Below are 16,302 nucleotides of genomic sequence, written 5' to 3'. Positions count from 1 at the left end.
TTACTCCATCATTTTTTCAATTGGTAATACAAGAATTGAGCTTGCACCTAACGCTTTTAGGTTTTCCATCGTTTCCCAAAAAAGCGATTCACTGCTCACCATATGTAGTGCAACCCGATTTTGCTCGCCAGTTAAAGGCAAAATGGTAGGATTTTCAGCGCCGGGTAATAGTGCAACAATATCATCTAACACCTCGGTAGGGGCGTGGAGCATAATATATTTCGACTCACGAGCTTGAATAACCCCTTGAATACGCGTCATGATTTTATCGATTAACGCCTGTTTTATTGGTGACATGTCGCCTTGACGTTGAATTAAGCAGGCTTTTGATTTATAGATAACTTCGATCTCTTTAAGACCGTTTGCTTCAAGTGTTGCACCGCTAGATACTAAATCACAAATTACATCAGCCAGCCCAGCACGTGGTGCAACTTCGACCGAACCATTAAGTAAACAGGTTTTAAAGGTAACATTATATTGTGCAAGATAACGGCGGAGCAGATGAGGGTAAGTGGTGGCAATACGCAGGTCATTTAAACACTCAGGACCAGAGTACTCAAAATCACGCGGTGCGGCGATCGACAACCGACATCCACCAAAATCAAGTGCGCGCAGTTTTATAAATTGTGGATCTTCGCCTTCGGCTTGCCTATCTAATACTTCTTCTTCTAAAACATTTTCGCCCACAATCCCAATATCAACAACGCCATCAATAACCAGCCCGGGGATATCATCATCACGAACGCGTAAGATATCAATTGGCATATTTTCGGCAAAAGCGATCAAACGTTGTTCTTGAAGGTTTATTTTAATGCCGCATTGTGCCAGTAACTTTTTTGACTCATCACTTAAACGACCTGACTTTTGCATTGCAATGCGTAAACGCGAATTATCCAACATATCTTTCTCCAAAGTTATCTAAAATTTATAAACCACAAACAAAAAACCCTCGGAAGTTTGATCTTCCGAGGGTTCTCTGCTTGCTTTTGCGATATCACCGGAAGACCAAAGTCTCCCAGCACCAATCGCCCGAAGACTATTCAGGAATGATGGTGGTGGTGATGTGTACTAATAGAATTAGTAATAAAAACGCAAAAACAATTCATAAAAATAAAAAACCTTTAACTGAGTTGATAATTAAAGCTACTGAACAAAATATAACAGAATTTGTTTATTCGCAACTAGTTTTTTTTATTTAAAATAGTCAGCGTGATTAGATTAACAACTTCAAAACAGCCGTACAGCTACACAATTTTGACGTCTAATTTAATTTATGTTATTTATATTCAATAAATTATATATAGAATATTGAAAGGCTTAATCATCATGTTACACCCTTATTACCATAATATTGAAGTATACCCTTTTTTATGGGCGCTAATGTTTCCCTTTTTTTATTTGGTTTATCTGTTTTCAACTATTATTGTTTATACTAAATTAAATAAAAAAGTAAAAATCGGCTTTATAATTATAGTGGGTGCGTGGTTGGTATACATTTTTCCCCCAACTGATATTCATTTTTTCTTGTTTTCGTTAACTGGAGCGCTCTTTCCAGTTGGTCTTCGTTATTGCCAAATGCACAAAAAACACTACCAAGGCATAAAACAAAAGTTAAATCTTGCCGTTGTTTATGTTGTATTCCCCTTATTGGCAACCTTTTTTTGGCCGATTTATCTTGGAATGCCGATGCTTATTGAATACTGGAACAGCCGCCCAAGTAGCGAATGCAAGCAAAATGGACGTTTGATTTCACTGGCGAATGATGTGGTTTATCGTCTTTATCCCCAACATAGTCGGGGTAATGAATTTTGGGTAAATATGACAGATGTTACAACTAAAGAGTTTTGTGACAAATTTTCAGCAACAGAACCGAAGCCCGTTGTTGAACTGTCATATTCCTTTAAAAAAATGTGCAGGCATCCTGAAACGCCGAATCAAAAAGCATACTGCGATAACGTAAAACAAGATGAGATCTTATTATCAGATGTCACAATCAAAGCAACCAGCAATATGGCACCTAGTCATCGAATATGGCCAGATTTACAAACAAAACTAAACGAAGACTTAAACAAGCAACTAACACAAGGCAACGCTGACTTAGCGCCACTTGATTATCATCATCTTAAAAACTACAAAGAGTTTGATAATGGCGTTGCTTTATATGTTTCTTATGATCGAAATAAATACAACAAAATCTATAATATAATCATAAATAATCCGAATTGGCTCCATCCACAAACAGAACCTTTTACTCTTTATTGTAATCTTAATTATGAAGGTAACCAATATTGCCGTGCTTTCTATCTATATCAAAAAAATGCGTATATTGATTACACCTACGATTTAACCGAGACACAAAAAGATGAATTCACAATTCAACCCCAAAACTACAGTCAGACCTACATGGACAAACAAATAGCCGCAGCCCAAAAAGCCCATCAAATTGTCACATCAATTTTTGAGGAAATGCGAATAGAACAATAAAGGTAATAGTTTCGGACGTCGCTATTTTGAACACTAAACTACAAACGTCCGAAACCGCTGCATCTAATCCACTATAACCACCACAAACAAAAAAAGCTTTATTTTTATCCAAAAATCGGTCAGAAAAGGTATTGATTTTATTAAAGTTTTTGTTTGGTTGTTTTTAGCCAAAAAACACCACCAAAACCGTTTCCCAAAGCATGCCACTAAAAGCTTAACTCTATCTTATTAATAAAACTTTACAAATTTTTAACAAAAAAAGTAGCGCATTATTAATCAACAGATTATAATTTAAGCGCTTTTAAAGCAAGGAAATGCTCGCTAATTGAGCAGTCAATTATAAAAAACTGAAATAAAACAAAAATTTACTTGACAGGATAATCGAAATGCGCTATCATAATCGGCATCTGGCATCTGGCATCTGGCATGCCAAACCTACGCCCTAAATCTTTTTCAATTTCACCGTAGTCGAAATCAGACTCCATTCTTATTTTTATCACCGAAGTTATCAAGCTCATCGCTCTTGGCGAGGTCGCCGTGTCTATCAGCAGGGTTATCGCTAAGGTCGAGGTATTTATCTTTTCTATCTAAATTACCAAACTTACTTAAATTATCGTTGTTCTTCGTGCTATTGTTCTTGTTGTTATATACACAAGGTTCTATGGCATTAACGGCACAGACATCAAGGGTAATAGAGGGTAGTGCACCTTATTTTACGTTTGATGGAGGTCGAACGAGGGTAACTTCAAGGGATGACTTCGTTGCTATAACGTTGCCGGATGGTACAAGGATTACACCATCAACAAATACATCAAGTGCGACAAATCCGATAAGATTACCGGCAGGGAGTACATTAGGTGATATAGGAATGTTGGTGCCGCCGGGATATATTTCACGAAATTTAAGTGACTTAGTAGCATTGGGCAATTGGGGGGATGATGATGGGGATGGTCAGAGTACAAATGGTGTAACAGCGACGGGAAGAATATCGGTTTATTTCTCTGATAAGAATGGTCGTAGCGTAAGTCGTAGTGATATATTAAGTGCTTGCAACTCTCCTTATAGAGTGACATTAGATGTTACACATAGTAGTTTAACTACACAGTATGGTGTGCCTAATAGTAGTCTTTTTAGTAGTCAGTCTGTGACGTATTACATCAGTCCGGGCGCATCAGTTAGTTGTTTTGTGCAATTCGCAAGGCCGAATTTGTACTTAGGTGGTACTGGTGATACTGTTTCTTACCCTTGGAATTATAGTATCCGTGACGATTTCCATTACGCAGGCCCATCTAACATATGGAGTCCTACAAAGGGTTTTTTAACTCAGTCAACGAGTTCGTCATCTTACGACCAAAATTTTCCTACAACGGGTGCAAATGGGTTGTATTTTGACTTAGAGATGCCTGATGGAGTGGATGGAAGTCAGTTGACGTGGTCTGTTGTCACGAATGGCGATATAACAGCTACAGTGAGTTGGATAATGCCTCACTCAGGTTCATTCCAGTTCCCAAATGGTGGATATTTCACCATAGAATCCGATAAATGGATTAGAGATAAATCCCAGAAGGTAACTGGGGTAATATTAAAGAATCGTTTAAATACTCCTCCACCTTTACCTCAGAAATTTGAATTAGAAGGTAAGGATAGACAGGGGCGTGTGGTGATTAAGTATGGGTTTGTATTGCAGAAGTGGTTCGTCATAAAGCTTAGGAGGCAATCATCCACGCGTATTAATGACTCTTCGTGTGGTACTGGCTACCGTATGCCATTACCTAAGGATTTGACTAACGCGAACTGTGGTGTTGATAACAACTTCCCATGTATAGGAGGAATAGATGGCGCCATGCCTAGGTCATCTGGTAATAATTACATGCGTCACATAGGCGCAGGCCTTTTCGCAGAGTGGGGCTGGGCTTTGGGTTACTATCGTGCGGGCTTCAGTAGTGATTTCTGGACGAGTGTTGGTCCTGTAATAGGAAGAAATAACTCTTTGTTCGCTGTCGGTGTTGACGGTTCTATCCACAGTTTCACCTACCCCTCTGATGTTATTTGTGTCACACCTTAGTTCTCAACCCTTAGGTTGCAGAGGTACTTATGGTCAAATAAGAACAATTTAACAAAGAACAGCCCCTTAGCACAGAGGGGCGTCTATACAGGATGTGGTTGATGACAGAGCTTACTGTCTCATTTGTCTATTTGAGGCTATCTTTGTCTTGCCCAGATATTCAAATTTGTTATCGGTACATTCTGATGGCGGAACAAGATAAACAAAATAACCTTTAGCATTTTTTGTAAGCGTTATTTTTTGTAAAAAAATATCTACTTATCACTTAAAAATCGGTCGGAAAAGGTATTGATTTTATTAAAGTTTTTTCTGTTGTTTTTTAACCTTAAAAAACGCTAGTTTTACCTACTAATATTCCCTATTTTTAGATAACACACTAAATCGACCGCTTCCCAACAATGCTAAACTGAGTGCTGTTAGCGCCATAAAAGCAGGATACTCCCAACCGCCACCGGCATTACTAAATGACCAGCCATTCACCGAATGAATAAAAGCAATGACAACCATTTGAATTACGGTTAATGAACTAACAATGCGGGTTAAGATGCCTAAAAGCAATAATAAACCGCCGCCAATTTCAAATACCATCGTCAAATAACCAACAAACCCCGGAAAGCCAATTGATTCAAAATATTGTGCTGTACCTGCTGGAGTAAAGACGAGTAGTTTGGTTAATCCGTGCGCCAAGAACATGACACCTAATGCAACTCGTAACATGAGTGAGGCTAGATCGGTTTGATATTGTTTCATTTTATTTTTCCTGTAAGTTAATTATTGTGATTGATTAGCACTATTTGTTTATCTTAATAGTTATTTTTTTATAGATAAATAAGCTATTATGTGACTTATTGTCACAATAAGTGGAACAATTGCTTGGTAGGTGAAGGCAGATGGATAGATCTAATAAATTACTAGAAATGATGGTTTTTGTGACGGTGGTTGATTGTAATAGCTTTGTTGATGCTGCGGTTAAGTTAAAGATGTCTAAGCAAGCGGTGTCACGTTACCTTCAAGCGTTAGAAGATCGCTTGCAAGTACGGTTGTTACAACGAACCACGCGCAAAATGGTTATCACCCTTGAAGGGCAAACTTTTTATTTGCAAGCTAAAGCCATAATTAATGCTACTGCAGAAGCAGAAAACAGCCTCACTTTAGATCACGCAAGTCCACAAGGTATACTTCGAGTTAATGTGCCCGTTAGTTTTGGAATTTTACATTTAGCGCCTTTATGGCAAAAATTTATCGATAAGTACCCTAAGATTGAGCTAGATATTACGCTGTCAGATCGTGTAGTTGATCTGCTTGAAGAGGGCTACGACCTTGCTGTTCGAATTGGTCGGTTAGAAAACTCCTCGCTAATTAGTCGTAAACTGGCAACCACGCAAATTATAGTTGCCGCTTCGCCCGATTATATCGCTAAATATGGCATGCCGAATGATCCTGATGATTTGTTTAATCATAAAATTGTGATGTATAGCCAATGGGCTAAAAAGGAGCAATGGCATTTTTATAAAGATAATGTTGATCTGTCGGTTAATTTAAAGGCGAATATCTATTGTAATAATGGTGATACTTGTCGTCAGATTATGTTACAAGGGGGCGGTATTTCGTTGCAACCTGATTTTATTATTGGTCAAGATATTAAAATAGGGCGGTTGGTGCGTGTTTTGTTGGATTATAAAGTTGAGGATTTGAACATTTATGCGGTTTACCCAAGCCGTAAATTGTTACCACTCCGAACGCGTTGTTTAATCGATTTTTTGATTAGTGAGCTAAAAGATTATCAATGGTCAGTTAGTTGAAAAAACAACAGTGATTGTTTGAATTATTTTTTTAAGTTCATATAATTTATATCAAAATTATGCAGATATTGTTAGGCTATTTTGGATTGTAAAAAAACGGACAAAATAATGATGCATATAATATATTGAAAGCAGGAAGGTTATAATGAAAGGATTTATTTTTATTCTTATTTTTTGTCTTTGTGGTTGTGCACATAAGCAAGTCAAAATTTTGCCAACCAATGACACTATTATAAAATTAAAAGTAGATGAAAACACCGGTATTATTGCCGAGTCTGAACAATACTCATACCAATTTACTCACCCTGATGCGTTAAAAAAACTGAAAAATTATCGTGATTTTTTAGCCGAATATAAAAATGATGTTGAAAGTGTATCCATCATTTTTTATCAAGATAATTTAGATGGCGAAATTACTGCTCAGTATATCAATTTTATCCCAGAAAATAAGAGATTAAGTGATAAAAAGTTACTCGAAAAGTATAAATCAAATGTGATTTTGAAAAATGGTTATTATCAAGTGTTATTTACAACAAAAGGGAATGTTTATAGGCAAGCCAATACATTGTCTGATCAATATTTATTGCCAAAATCAATAACTGTATTAGTTAGACCAAATCACGAGATAGATTCGGATCTTGATATCAAAGGTGATGTGGCTGGATTGATTATATTTCCAATTTTTGTTCCACTGATGATGGTTGGCTGTTTAATGGGCCCTTGTTAAAGGGTCTATCATATTGACTTATTTAACATTAATTTTATACTGTTACATTAAAATACTGACTATTGATAGATGAAGATTTTGACTAACTTGCTTAATTGTCTCCTTTTTCCCATACGCAAACCTAATTTTTGTCAGTTAGCGCAGTGTTTACGGCATAAAACTATTATTATTACAGGGGCGAGTTTTGGGATTGGTGAAGCTTTGTGCCATCTTTTATCCGATATTGAGTGTCAACTTATTTTGGTAGCTCGAACTGCAGATAAATTACAATTAATTGAGCAATCGTTATCTAACAAAAAAGCAAAAATCGATCTGTTTTGTGCCGATTTGCGTGATGTTGAACAGTTAGATAGTTTTATTGCTTATTTAGCGTCTTACCATGTTGATGTATTTATTAATAATGCTGGCATATCGATTTGCCGTCCAATTATGCAATCACTAGATCGTATGCATGATTTTGAAAGAACCATCAAGCTAAATTATTTGGCACCGGTCAAATTGTGTTTGGCGTTAATTCCTAAATTACAACAATCTAAAGGGCACATTATTAATGTGTCGGCTATAAATGTGCTGTTAGCGCCAACAGTTAATTGGGCAGCTTATCAGGCGTCTAAAACTGCTTTTGATCAGTGGCTACGCTGTGCCAGTAGTGAGCTTAAAAACCGGCAAATAAAAGTTTCTACAGCTTATTTGCCTTTGGTTAAAACCCGAATGATAGCGCCAACCAAAATCTATAAAAAACTACCTGCACTGCAACCCTGTCAAGCAGCAACCATTATTAGCCGTTTGCTTGTTAGCCAAAAACGTCAATATAAACCATGGTGGGTTATTATTGGACAACTTGCTTCAGTTATTTTTAATGGCGTATGGTGCAAATTAAATTCTTATTATATTAAGAAAAAACAATGATAAAATCGATTCTAGCTTTGTATAAAACGCAATTGTTGACTTTTAAAGGTATTTGGCATTTATTAGCTAGTATTCGCCTTGTCGGTATGAATTTAATGGCTTTACTTTATGTTCGTCAAAAGCTTTGCCCTGAGCAAATTGCGATTAATGAAGATGGTGTTTGCATTAATTACCATACGCTTTATTCTCAATCTCAACATTTGGCAACGCAATTAGCGATGTATTGTGGTATTAAACCTCATCAAAAAATTGCTATTATCGCAAGTAATCACGTTAATCTTGTGCATACAATATTTGCCGTTGCAAGGCTTGGTGCTGATATTTATCTATTAAATACGGAGTTATCGGCAACACAACTTAATGATATTAACAATAATGTACAATTTGATTGGATTATTCATGATCCAGAAATAACCAATCTGCCACCCATCAAAGCATTGCCGACTTACCATGAAAGTAAGCAGTCCGTTGATTCCTTGTTAACTGCCTTACCGCTAATGCATCAAACTAAAATTAAAGTGACCCACTTTTCAAAAATAACTGTTTTAACCAGTGGCACGACAGGGCGCTTTAAAATAGCTGGTCGTAGTAGTAAGGCGCAAAATTTTATGAGTCCTTTTTTTCAATTGCTAATTAAATTGAATCTTAGTCATTATAAAAAAATCTATATTGCAACGCCGATTTATCATGGTTTTGGGATAGCGACTTTATGTATGTCAGTATTGTTAGGTGCTACCATATTTTTAACCAAACGATTTGAAGCTTCAGAAGCGTGCCAATTAATTTCTTACAATAAAATCGAAGTGGTTACATTAGTGCCATTAATGTTAAATCGAATGCTAACATATTCCGAAGATCAACTTAAAAGCTTACGTTGTATTATCAGCGGTGGCGCTCCCATTACAGCAACGTTGGTTAAACAAGCTCTAAATTGTCTTGGTAAGATTTTGTTTAATTTATATGGAACATCAGAGGCAGGTGTTTGTATGATTGCCACCCCAGAGGATTTAGCCATCGAGCCAACTACAATTGGTAAACCACTTAGAGGTCTTTGTGCTAAATTAGTGACAAAAGAAGGGCGAAACGAACTCTATATCAAATGTGCTTGGTCAACACTAGGTAATCGTTGGGTAGCAACAGGAGACTTAGCCGATAAGGATACTAATGGATATTATTATCTACAAGGTCGAGTAGATGACATGATTGTGTCTGGTGGCGAAAATGTTTATCCGTTTGAACTAGAGCAAAGCTTACTGTCGCATCCCGATATAAAAGATATCGCCATCATTAGTGTTCCTGATACAGAATTTGGGCAACGGTTAGTGGCTTTTGTTGTTTTAGTATCTAATACCAAAATAACCGAAACAGTACTAGTTGATTGGTTAAAGTCTCAAGTTGCCCGTTATCAAATGCCGAAAAAGATCGTCATTATCGATCAATTACCCATGACAGGGATTGGTAAAGTTGATCGGAAAAAACTCGCTCAATTGTATTTGTCTTCTTAACCATATTTTGTGCTTGATGCTATTGAATTAGTTGTCCACACTGTTCATCGTGAACTAAAAGCAAGCAGGTATTGCTTGATAATACGGCTTGCTGTAATCGCTGTTTGTTTTGTTCATTAAGATCGTTAATGCAAGCAACAATATAACTACAAGTTTTGCTTCGTAAAGCCTTTTCTATCGTCGATATTAAATTTTCATTTTTTAAATTACTTAAATGGACAACTTTTTGTTTGTCTAGGCCAGCAGTATTGATCCATGAACGTTTTAACATTGGACGATCTGATAACCATAATTGCCATTTTTTGGCTTTATTCAATGATTTTAATAAAGGTCGCTGTTGTTGTAACAGTTGTTGGAAAGGAGATTCAAAGTGAATAGCCATAAGTTGTTGCGATGAATGTTCAATTAACATAATAACCTCAATACTGTTTCTATATACAGTGTATATTAATACAGTATTTTGGCGTTGTAAACTCTATTTATGATTATTTTTTGTATTATTTCCAATTGAATCATCTTAAGAACGTAAATATTGATACGATAAAATACCTAAAAATGTCATTAAAACTGAGCCAATTACATGGATCAATATTGTTGCTAATCCCCAAGATATTCGACCTTCTTGTAAAAAGTTAACAATTTCAGCTGAAAAGGTTGAAAAGGTCGACAATCCACCGCAAAAACCAGTTATGACAAGTAAACGCCATTCGGCAGAAAGGTTAGAGTGGTTAAAAAAGGCAATGGCAAAGCCAATAATATAACCTGCAACTAAATTAGACAGTAGTGTGCCTAGCGGAATTGCAAAAGCGATAATATTCAATTTAAGCGATAAAAACCAACGCAATAAACCACCCGCCACAGAGCCGACTGAAATGGCTAAAATTAGTTTTAACATAATAATATATCCTTGCCCATACACTGAAATAAGAATTTGTTATCGATATCAATAGTAATTGATCAATAAATATATAAAACGATCATACCAGTAGAAAATAGAAATAGGAAATTCTAATCAGATTACGATAGAATATTCAATATTAAGAATAATTGAGGTATATATATGTTTACGGGTATTGTGCAAGGCGTTGGTCAGATTATTGATATTGTAGATAAAGATAAATTAAGAACGTATAAAGTCAAATTGCCCAATAAATTAATGTATCACCTTGAAATTGGCGCATCTGTTGCCAATGATGGTTGTTGCTTGACAGTGACAGGTTTTGGGCAAGATTGGGTGTCATTTGATATTATGCAAGAAACCTTAGCATTAACTACATTAGGTGATAAAAAAATCCACGATTTTGTCAATATTGAACGTAGTGCTAAATATGGTGATGAAGTTGGTGGGCATATTATGTCTGGTCATATTTCTTGCACAGCAACGATTGTTAATATTGAAAAAACTGCAACCAATTGCCAAATGACGTTACAGTTACCACCACAATTTAGCAAATATGTATTATACAAAGGCTTTATTGGCATCGATGGCGCTAGCTTGACAGTTGGCGAAGTTAGCGATAATTGCTTCCATATTCACCTAATCCCCGAAACACTTGCAATTACTACATTAGAAGCTAAAAAAGTTGGAGATAAAGTTAATATCGAAATCGACTCACAAACTCAAGCGATTGTTGATACTGTTGAGCGAGTATTAGCAACAAAAAATTTGCATTAATTAAATCATTAAAATGCCAAGGTGAGACTTATTTTAAAACCTAGAATAAAGGGTTTAAAATAGTTAAGAACGAGGAATTGAATATAGATAAAACTGCAATCCCTCTACCTTGTGAGGTGAAGGGATATTTTGTTATTTTGACAATGTTCTTGGGTTAGGTCCGTATTGGTTTTCACCTGGAGTTGGTTTTATTATTAAACATGCAATTATTATAGCTCCTGAACAGAGAAGATAAACAAAGCACCACAGACCACTTTGACCTATATCATGTAATCGTCTAACATTGTAAGACAATGTTGCAAGAAAAGTGGTGATAAAAATCAACATTACACAGAGCCCTAGTAAAGCTGATGGTAATATATTGTCCAGATTGAATAGCAATGAAAAAGAGAGGTACATTACTATAAATTGGATAAGAAGAAAAAATCCAAATTCACTACGAGTTGAACGTCCTTTATAACAAAATATTTTTTTATAGCCATCAAGCCATGAATTAATTGCTTTACTTAACACTTAAATACTCCTTATTTATTAAAAGCTTCGCAAATATATAATAAATTAAGCGTTATTTCAAATTTTTTATATCGATAAAAATAGATTTTTTTAAGAAAAATTCTGTCAGATTTTTATTGGATAACAAATTGATTTTTAATTAAAATTAAAGGTGAATTGTTTTTATAAAATGTTTTTATGTATTTAGATCTTTGATATTTTAAAATGCTATGACTGCATTACACAATTTTGTCGTGATTAAATCGTAAACAAACTAGAGCATCATAGCAAAAATCCCGATAAATACGCCATCCCTTATCGCATCCCAATAGATTCTGTTTTTAGTTCTTTTAATTACACCTGATTCCAGATTAATCTGGAAAAAAATGTCATCGTCTTATTTATTCAACTAATTATACTTTAGCACATTGAATCATGAATATTTTACAAAAAACATAAAAAGGAGTTTGGTAATGGAAAGACAAATAGAGTTACTGAAACTGCTTTTTAATGAATCCGAATTTAAACCTGCTGCCTATTTTAGTTCAAAATTATCCATTTCGACCAAAACCATTTATTTTGACATTGAAAAATTAAATGATCAGCTATTAACCGTCCCAAATAGCGATATTTATATCGAAAAATCCCCCCGTAAAGGATTAATGCTGGTAGGGAACAAAGGCAGTATTGATTCGATAATTGGTTATTTAGAGCAAAATAATAGCCATGGCTATTTTAATAAAAACTCACGTCGATTAATGCCAGAATATCGCCGATTAGATATTGTAAAACGTTGTTTGTTAAATCAAGAAAACGTCTCATTAGAGCAACTATCTGATGATTATATTGTAAGTAAAACATCGCTACATAAAGATATTGAGTTTATTAACCGTTCATTAGCATCTGAAAATGTCTTACTAAATGTCACGCATAAAACCATTGTTGTAGAGGGTAAAGAAAACCAAATTCAACGCGCTATTAAGCATTTTTTATTGTTATATATTCATAAACAAGACAGTTATTATCTTAATCAACTTATGAAGTCATTGATGGATGATGATTCTTTTGAGCAAATTAGCCAATTATTATTTGAACATTACGAATCAATTGTTCAGCGATCCTCTGAATATTATTTATCATCATTATTAATATCGATAGCAATACTGTTAAAACGGTTAACGCTAGGTTATACCATCGATGAAGAAGATGATTTTTTATTTAACCATATTCGTTACATGCAATCGTATTTAATTGCATCCGACCTTGCTCAACTGCTTGAGGTTGCGTTTACCATTGAGTTTTCAACGAATGATATTAAATACCTTAGTAAGTTGTTTTTTGCACATAGAATTATCGATGAATCGGTAAAAGTTGATGATAGTTTTTATGAACAAATCATCCGCAAGATTATAAGAAAAATTGGTGAAATTGAAGGAATCGATTTATCGAAAGATAGCAAATTGTTCCATTCATTGTTATCTCACTTTCCACCCATGATTACCCGTTTGCAAAAACAAATACGTATTATTAATCCGATATTAAAAGAGATAAAACACGAATATTCAAAATTATTTAGTGTATTGTGGTATGCACTTTCCGATTTAGAACGTAAATTTGATATTTGCTTAAATGATCACGAAATCTCATTTTTATTGATTCATTTTCAAATTGCGTTAGATAAAGCTGCTGATGCTAATAATATTGTGATTGTCTGCCAATATGGTTGCTGTTCATCAAATCTAATTCTTAATAAAGTTCGAAAAATATTACCGTCTAAAGATAATATTGAAGTTTATTCGGTTTCGAAATTGACATCGACCAACCTTAGTAATGTTGATTTATTTATTACTACACTTGATATCAATAATCTGAATAAGCCAGTTGTTAAAATATCATCATTGCTAAATACCAATGACTACCAAAATATTATTCAGGCATATGCCAATTATGTATTAAATAAACAGTCTGATTTTTCTGAAAAACAGAATTGTTATCCATCCACGGCAAAATTTGTTGATCCTGACCTTATTCAATTAAATGTCAATATTGATAATAAAAATGAATGTCTTAACCAATTAATACATCGTCTTGAAGATAAAGGTTATGTCACTTCTCACTACCGCGATTCTGTTTTACAGCGCGAAGAAATAGGCGACACGGCTATCGAAAATGGTATCGCCTTACCTCATGGCTCACCGATGTTTGTGACTAAATCCAGTATATCCATTATGACATTACGCAAACCCATCAAATGGGGTGTTATTGATGTTAGCGTGATTATTATGGTTAGCCTTTCTGAAAAAAACATTAATAGTATCAATGAAGTATTTACTGAAATTTACGAAATTGTTTCGAACAAACACGCTATATCAGCATTAAAAAATATCACCAGCTTTAAACAACTAAAATTATTTTTGGATAATCAAAGAGGAATCAAAAATGTACTTTGATAAACAGTTATGCCTTTTAAATATCGAGGCATTAAATCAAGAACAAGTTCTCACGCAAATGGCACAAATGTTATTTAGCAATGGGATAGTTAAACAAGATTTTTTAGACGGCATTTTACAAAGAGAACAACAATATCCAACTGGTTTATTGGTTAATTCTGTTGGGTTTGCTTTGCCACATACGGATTCATCAAAAGTTAATCAATCACAAATTTGTTTTGCATCATTAAAACAGCCAGTCATTTTTAGATGTATGACCGATGAAAACGAAAAAATTCCCGTCAAATTTATTTTTATGCTTGCCATGAAACAACCTCATGAACAAGTTGAAAACTTACAAAATTTAATAGGCTTATTCCAAAATGAACAACAAATAAAATTATTGGAACAATGTCATTCAATTAACGAATTTATCGCTATTTTAAATGTAGCTGGTGTGAAATAGAAAGTTAACTTTTATAAAGGAGTCCTAAAATGGATAGTGTGATTAACATTTTTCAATGGTTAATAAATTTAGGTGGGATTGTTTTTTTACCTATCATTATCTTTATTATCGCCTTATTTTTTAGAGTGCCGTTTTCTAAAGCGATTATGTCCGGTATTACTGTCGGTATTGGTATAGTCGGTTTAGGTTTAGTTATCACGTTATTGTCTGACACTTTAGGTGTTGCAATTCAAAAAATGGGGGAACAATACGGAACATCATTAAGCATCATGGATATTGGGTGTGGAGTAGGTGGACCATTGGCATTTTCAACTACGTTGGGATTACTGCTTATTCCTATTTCGTTGATAATTAACTTTATCTTTATTTCACTCGGTTGGACGCGCACTTTAAATGTTGATATTTGGAATTTTTGGTTTGCGATATTCTTAGGCCTAGTGGCTTATTCGGTAACGGGGTTTTATTGGGTAGGGATTATTGGATGTATCACGGCTGTTATGTTGCAATGGTTCTTAGCCGACTTATTACAAAAACCGATAAGTTCATTTTTTGGCTATCCAGGTATTTCAATTACTCACTTGATGGCCTTGTCGGGTGCTGTTGTGGCAATTCCTTTAAATTGGATCTTTGATCGTATTCCTGGATTTAATCAATTAAATGCCGATTCAGAAGCTCTAACCAAAAGATTCGGTATTTTTGGTGATACGGTCGTTATTGGTTTAATTATTGGTTTAGTTGTGGGAATTTTAGCCGGTTATGATGTGCCGCAAATTGGTAAGCTAGCAATTTCGACCGCAGCAATTATGAAAATAATGCCCAAAATGGTTGCCATGTTTATGGAAGGTTTGCTACCGGTTGCTGAAGCTGCTCGAGAATTCACCAGCAAAAAACTCAATGGTAAGCAAGTGAATATTGGTATGGATGCGGCATTAACAGTTGGACATCCCGCTGTTATGGCAACGGCATTAATTATGGTGCCGGTTTCACTCCTATTGGCCTTAATCTTGCCGGGTAATAAAGTGTTACCTTTTGGTGATTTAGCCTTCTACGCTTTTGGTATCTGTTTGATGGTTCCGTTTTTTAAAGGAAATATCGTTCGATCAATTATTGGGGGCACAATTTATTTAGTGATTTGCCTATATATGGCAACTTGGCTAGCGCCAGTTATTACTGATGTATTCCATTTGGCTAACTATGATGTGGGCACTGCGGGCATTGTCACAGTTATTTTATGTGGTTTATGGCCAGTCACCTTATTTGTGTTGTTATTAAACTATCTTGGTTATATCGGATTGATAGGTTTAGCACTAGTGATTTTATGCTTGCTAATTTATATCAATAAAATCAAAAAAATCGAAATGTACTAAAAGGAACATGATTATGAAAAAATTACTTATTATGTGTGGTGCAGGGCATGCAACATCAACTATTGCTGTTAGTAAAGTGACTAAATGGCTAAATGATGAAAAATTAACAGAAAGTGTCAAAATCTATCAATCAAAAATAGCCGATGAGTTAAATAAAATAGACACATATGATGTAGTTATTAGCACTACCATCGTACCAGAATCAATTAAGGGTAAAGTTATAAATGGTTTAGCTTTGTTGACTGGCGTTGGTTTAAACGAATTTTTTGCTGAACTAAAAAAGCGTTTAGCCATCTAGCATTATCAAATTAAATAAGGTGTATAAAACCAAGCCCCATTTACATTGCTATTTAGCCCAACGGCAAACGAGTAAATGGGGGC

At 34.9% G+C, this 16,302-nt stretch carries 16 protein-coding genes and 1 other annotated feature; of the genes, 11 read left to right on the top strand and 5 right to left on the bottom strand.

Annotated elements, in window-relative coordinates; all coding sequences use genetic code 11:
- Positions 1 to 900 (bottom strand): ATP phosphoribosyltransferase, encoded by a 900-nt coding sequence (hisG, locus tag ACYH9I_RS01475; protein ID WP_091347130.1) that lies wholly within the window; start codon positions 898 to 900, stop codon positions 1 to 3.
- Between the two features lie 37 nt (positions 901 to 937).
- Positions 938 to 1,062, bottom strand: a sequence feature (His leader region).
- A 264-nt stretch (positions 1,063 to 1,326) separates the two neighbouring features.
- On the opposite strand from hisG, the gene ACYH9I_RS01470 reads away from it, so the two are divergent.
- Together ACYH9I_RS01470 and ACYH9I_RS01465 are read left to right on the top strand one after the other, a co-directional pair.
- Positions 1,327 to 2,484: a hypothetical protein gene (locus tag ACYH9I_RS01470; protein WP_483558343.1), complete on the top strand. Its 1,158-nt coding sequence runs from the start codon at positions 1,327 to 1,329 to the stop codon at positions 2,482 to 2,484.
- Between the two features lie 661 nt (positions 2,485 to 3,145).
- Positions 3,146 to 4,549, top strand: coding sequence for a hypothetical protein (locus ACYH9I_RS01465; protein ID WP_483558341.1), 1,404 nt, complete (start codon positions 3,146 to 3,148; stop codon positions 4,547 to 4,549).
- A 348-nt stretch (positions 4,550 to 4,897) separates the two neighbouring features.
- On the opposite strand, the gene ACYH9I_RS01460 is transcribed toward ACYH9I_RS01465, so the two are convergent.
- The gene (locus ACYH9I_RS01460) at positions 4,898 to 5,299 is read right to left on the bottom strand and encodes a DoxX family protein (protein WP_160403906.1); all 402 of its coding nucleotides are present in this window, start codon (positions 5,297 to 5,299) and stop codon (positions 4,898 to 4,900) included.
- A 140-nt stretch (positions 5,300 to 5,439) separates the two neighbouring features.
- Between ACYH9I_RS01460 and ACYH9I_RS01455 the strand changes: the two genes are divergently transcribed.
- The 4 genes from ACYH9I_RS01455 (at position 5,440) to ACYH9I_RS01440 (ending at position 9,492) form a co-directional block, all read left to right on the top strand.
- Positions 5,440 to 6,351 carry a LysR family transcriptional regulator gene (locus ACYH9I_RS01455; RefSeq protein ID WP_174786767.1) on the top strand — a complete coding sequence of 304 codons (912 nt, stop codon included), beginning with the start codon at positions 5,440 to 5,442 and terminating at the stop codon, positions 6,349 to 6,351.
- 145 nt (positions 6,352 to 6,496) lie between these two features.
- Positions 6,497 to 7,078: a hypothetical protein gene (locus ACYH9I_RS01450; RefSeq protein ID WP_174786766.1), complete on the top strand. Its 582-nt coding sequence runs from the start codon at positions 6,497 to 6,499 to the stop codon at positions 7,076 to 7,078.
- A gap of 78 nt (positions 7,079 to 7,156) precedes the next feature.
- Complete coding sequence (locus tag ACYH9I_RS01445; RefSeq protein WP_483558338.1) at positions 7,157 to 7,987, top strand: SDR family NAD(P)-dependent oxidoreductase; 831 nt, start codon at positions 7,157 to 7,159, stop codon at positions 7,985 to 7,987.
- The gene (locus tag ACYH9I_RS01440) at positions 7,984 to 9,492 is read left to right on the top strand and encodes a class I adenylate-forming enzyme family protein (protein ID WP_483558336.1); all 1,509 of its coding nucleotides are present in this window, start codon (positions 7,984 to 7,986) and stop codon (positions 9,490 to 9,492) included. The genes ACYH9I_RS01445 and ACYH9I_RS01440 overlap by 4 nt, the downstream gene beginning before the upstream one ends.
- A 19-nt stretch (positions 9,493 to 9,511) precedes the next feature.
- Here the strand turns inward: ACYH9I_RS01440 and ACYH9I_RS01435 are convergent, their stop codons facing one another.
- A complete protein-coding gene (locus tag ACYH9I_RS01435) occupies positions 9,512 to 9,904 on the bottom strand; it encodes a SulA-like leucine-rich domain-containing protein (protein WP_091347113.1) in 393 nt (130 codons plus the stop codon).
- A 105-nt stretch (positions 9,905 to 10,009) separates the two neighbouring features.
- The gene (gene crcB, locus ACYH9I_RS01430) at positions 10,010 to 10,387 is read right to left on the bottom strand and encodes a fluoride efflux transporter CrcB (RefSeq protein ID WP_160403901.1); all 378 of its coding nucleotides are present in this window, start codon (positions 10,385 to 10,387) and stop codon (positions 10,010 to 10,012) included.
- A gap of 165 nt (positions 10,388 to 10,552) precedes the next feature.
- On the opposite strand from crcB, the gene ACYH9I_RS01425 reads away from it, so the two are divergent.
- Positions 10,553 to 11,167 carry a riboflavin synthase subunit alpha gene (locus ACYH9I_RS01425; RefSeq protein ID WP_483558333.1) on the top strand — a complete coding sequence of 205 codons (615 nt, stop codon included), beginning with the start codon at positions 10,553 to 10,555 and terminating at the stop codon, positions 11,165 to 11,167.
- A gap of 132 nt (positions 11,168 to 11,299) precedes the next feature.
- Here the strand turns inward: ACYH9I_RS01425 and ACYH9I_RS01420 are convergent, their stop codons facing one another.
- Positions 11,300 to 11,680 (bottom strand): DUF805 domain-containing protein, encoded by a 381-nt coding sequence (locus ACYH9I_RS01420; RefSeq protein WP_091347107.1) that lies wholly within the window; start codon positions 11,678 to 11,680, stop codon positions 11,300 to 11,302.
- A gap of 452 nt (positions 11,681 to 12,132) precedes the next feature.
- Here ACYH9I_RS01420 and ACYH9I_RS01415 point away from each other — a divergent pair, with 452 nt between their 5' ends.
- From ACYH9I_RS01415 to ACYH9I_RS01400, 4 genes are read left to right on the top strand one after another with little or no spacing between them, the layout of a single operon-like run.
- Entirely contained in the window at positions 12,133 to 14,109 is a 1,977-nt protein-coding gene (locus tag ACYH9I_RS01415) for a BglG family transcription antiterminator (RefSeq protein WP_483558331.1), read from the top strand.
- The gene (locus ACYH9I_RS01410) at positions 14,099 to 14,554 is read left to right on the top strand and encodes a PTS sugar transporter subunit IIA (protein WP_483558329.1); all 456 of its coding nucleotides are present in this window, start codon (positions 14,099 to 14,101) and stop codon (positions 14,552 to 14,554) included. The genes ACYH9I_RS01415 and ACYH9I_RS01410 overlap by 11 nt, the downstream gene beginning before the upstream one ends.
- 29 nt (positions 14,555 to 14,583) lie before the next feature.
- The gene (locus tag ACYH9I_RS01405; RefSeq protein WP_483558327.1) at positions 14,584 to 15,921 is read left to right on the top strand and encodes a PTS galactitol transporter subunit IIC; all 1,338 of its coding nucleotides are present in this window, start codon (positions 14,584 to 14,586) and stop codon (positions 15,919 to 15,921) included.
- Between the two features lie 13 nt (positions 15,922 to 15,934).
- Entirely contained in the window at positions 15,935 to 16,219 is a 285-nt protein-coding gene (locus tag ACYH9I_RS01400) for a PTS sugar transporter subunit IIB (protein WP_091347103.1), read from the top strand.
- Positions 16,220 to 16,302 lie beyond the last annotated feature (83 nt).

The sequence above is a fragment of the Gilliamella sp. X-23 genome (genome assembly GCF_057063545.1).
Note: the sequence above shows the minus strand (reverse complement) of the source record. Positions and strands in the feature narration are given on the sequence as shown.

Coding starts and splice junctions, on each gene's coding strand:
- hisG (WP_091347130.1), bottom strand. CDS start 900: ATGTTGGATAATTCGCGTTTACGCATTGCAATGCAAAAGTCAGGTCGT.
- ACYH9I_RS01470 (WP_483558343.1), top strand. CDS start 1,327: ATGTTACACCCTTATTACCATAATATTGAAGTATACCCTTTTTTATGG.
- ACYH9I_RS01465 (WP_483558341.1), top strand. CDS start 3,146: ATGGCATTAACGGCACAGACATCAAGGGTAATAGAGGGTAGTGCACCT.
- ACYH9I_RS01460 (WP_160403906.1), bottom strand. CDS start 5,299: ATGAAACAATATCAAACCGATCTAGCCTCACTCATGTTACGAGTTGCA.
- ACYH9I_RS01455 (WP_174786767.1), top strand. CDS start 5,440: ATGGATAGATCTAATAAATTACTAGAAATGATGGTTTTTGTGACGGTG.
- ACYH9I_RS01450 (WP_174786766.1), top strand. CDS start 6,497: ATGAAAGGATTTATTTTTATTCTTATTTTTTGTCTTTGTGGTTGTGCA.
- ACYH9I_RS01440 (WP_483558336.1), top strand. CDS start 7,984: ATGATAAAATCGATTCTAGCTTTGTATAAAACGCAATTGTTGACTTTT.
- ACYH9I_RS01435 (WP_091347113.1), bottom strand. CDS start 9,904: ATGTTAATTGAACATTCATCGCAACAACTTATGGCTATTCACTTTGAA.
- crcB (WP_160403901.1), bottom strand. CDS start 10,387: ATGTTAAAACTAATTTTAGCCATTTCAGTCGGCTCTGTGGCGGGTGGT.
- ACYH9I_RS01425 (WP_483558333.1), top strand. CDS start 10,553: ATGTTTACGGGTATTGTGCAAGGCGTTGGTCAGATTATTGATATTGTA.
- ACYH9I_RS01415 (WP_483558331.1), top strand. CDS start 12,133: ATGGAAAGACAAATAGAGTTACTGAAACTGCTTTTTAATGAATCCGAA.
- ACYH9I_RS01410 (WP_483558329.1), top strand. CDS start 14,099: ATGTACTTTGATAAACAGTTATGCCTTTTAAATATCGAGGCATTAAAT.
- ACYH9I_RS01405 (WP_483558327.1), top strand. CDS start 14,584: ATGGATAGTGTGATTAACATTTTTCAATGGTTAATAAATTTAGGTGGG.
- ACYH9I_RS01400 (WP_091347103.1), top strand. CDS start 15,935: ATGAAAAAATTACTTATTATGTGTGGTGCAGGGCATGCAACATCAACT.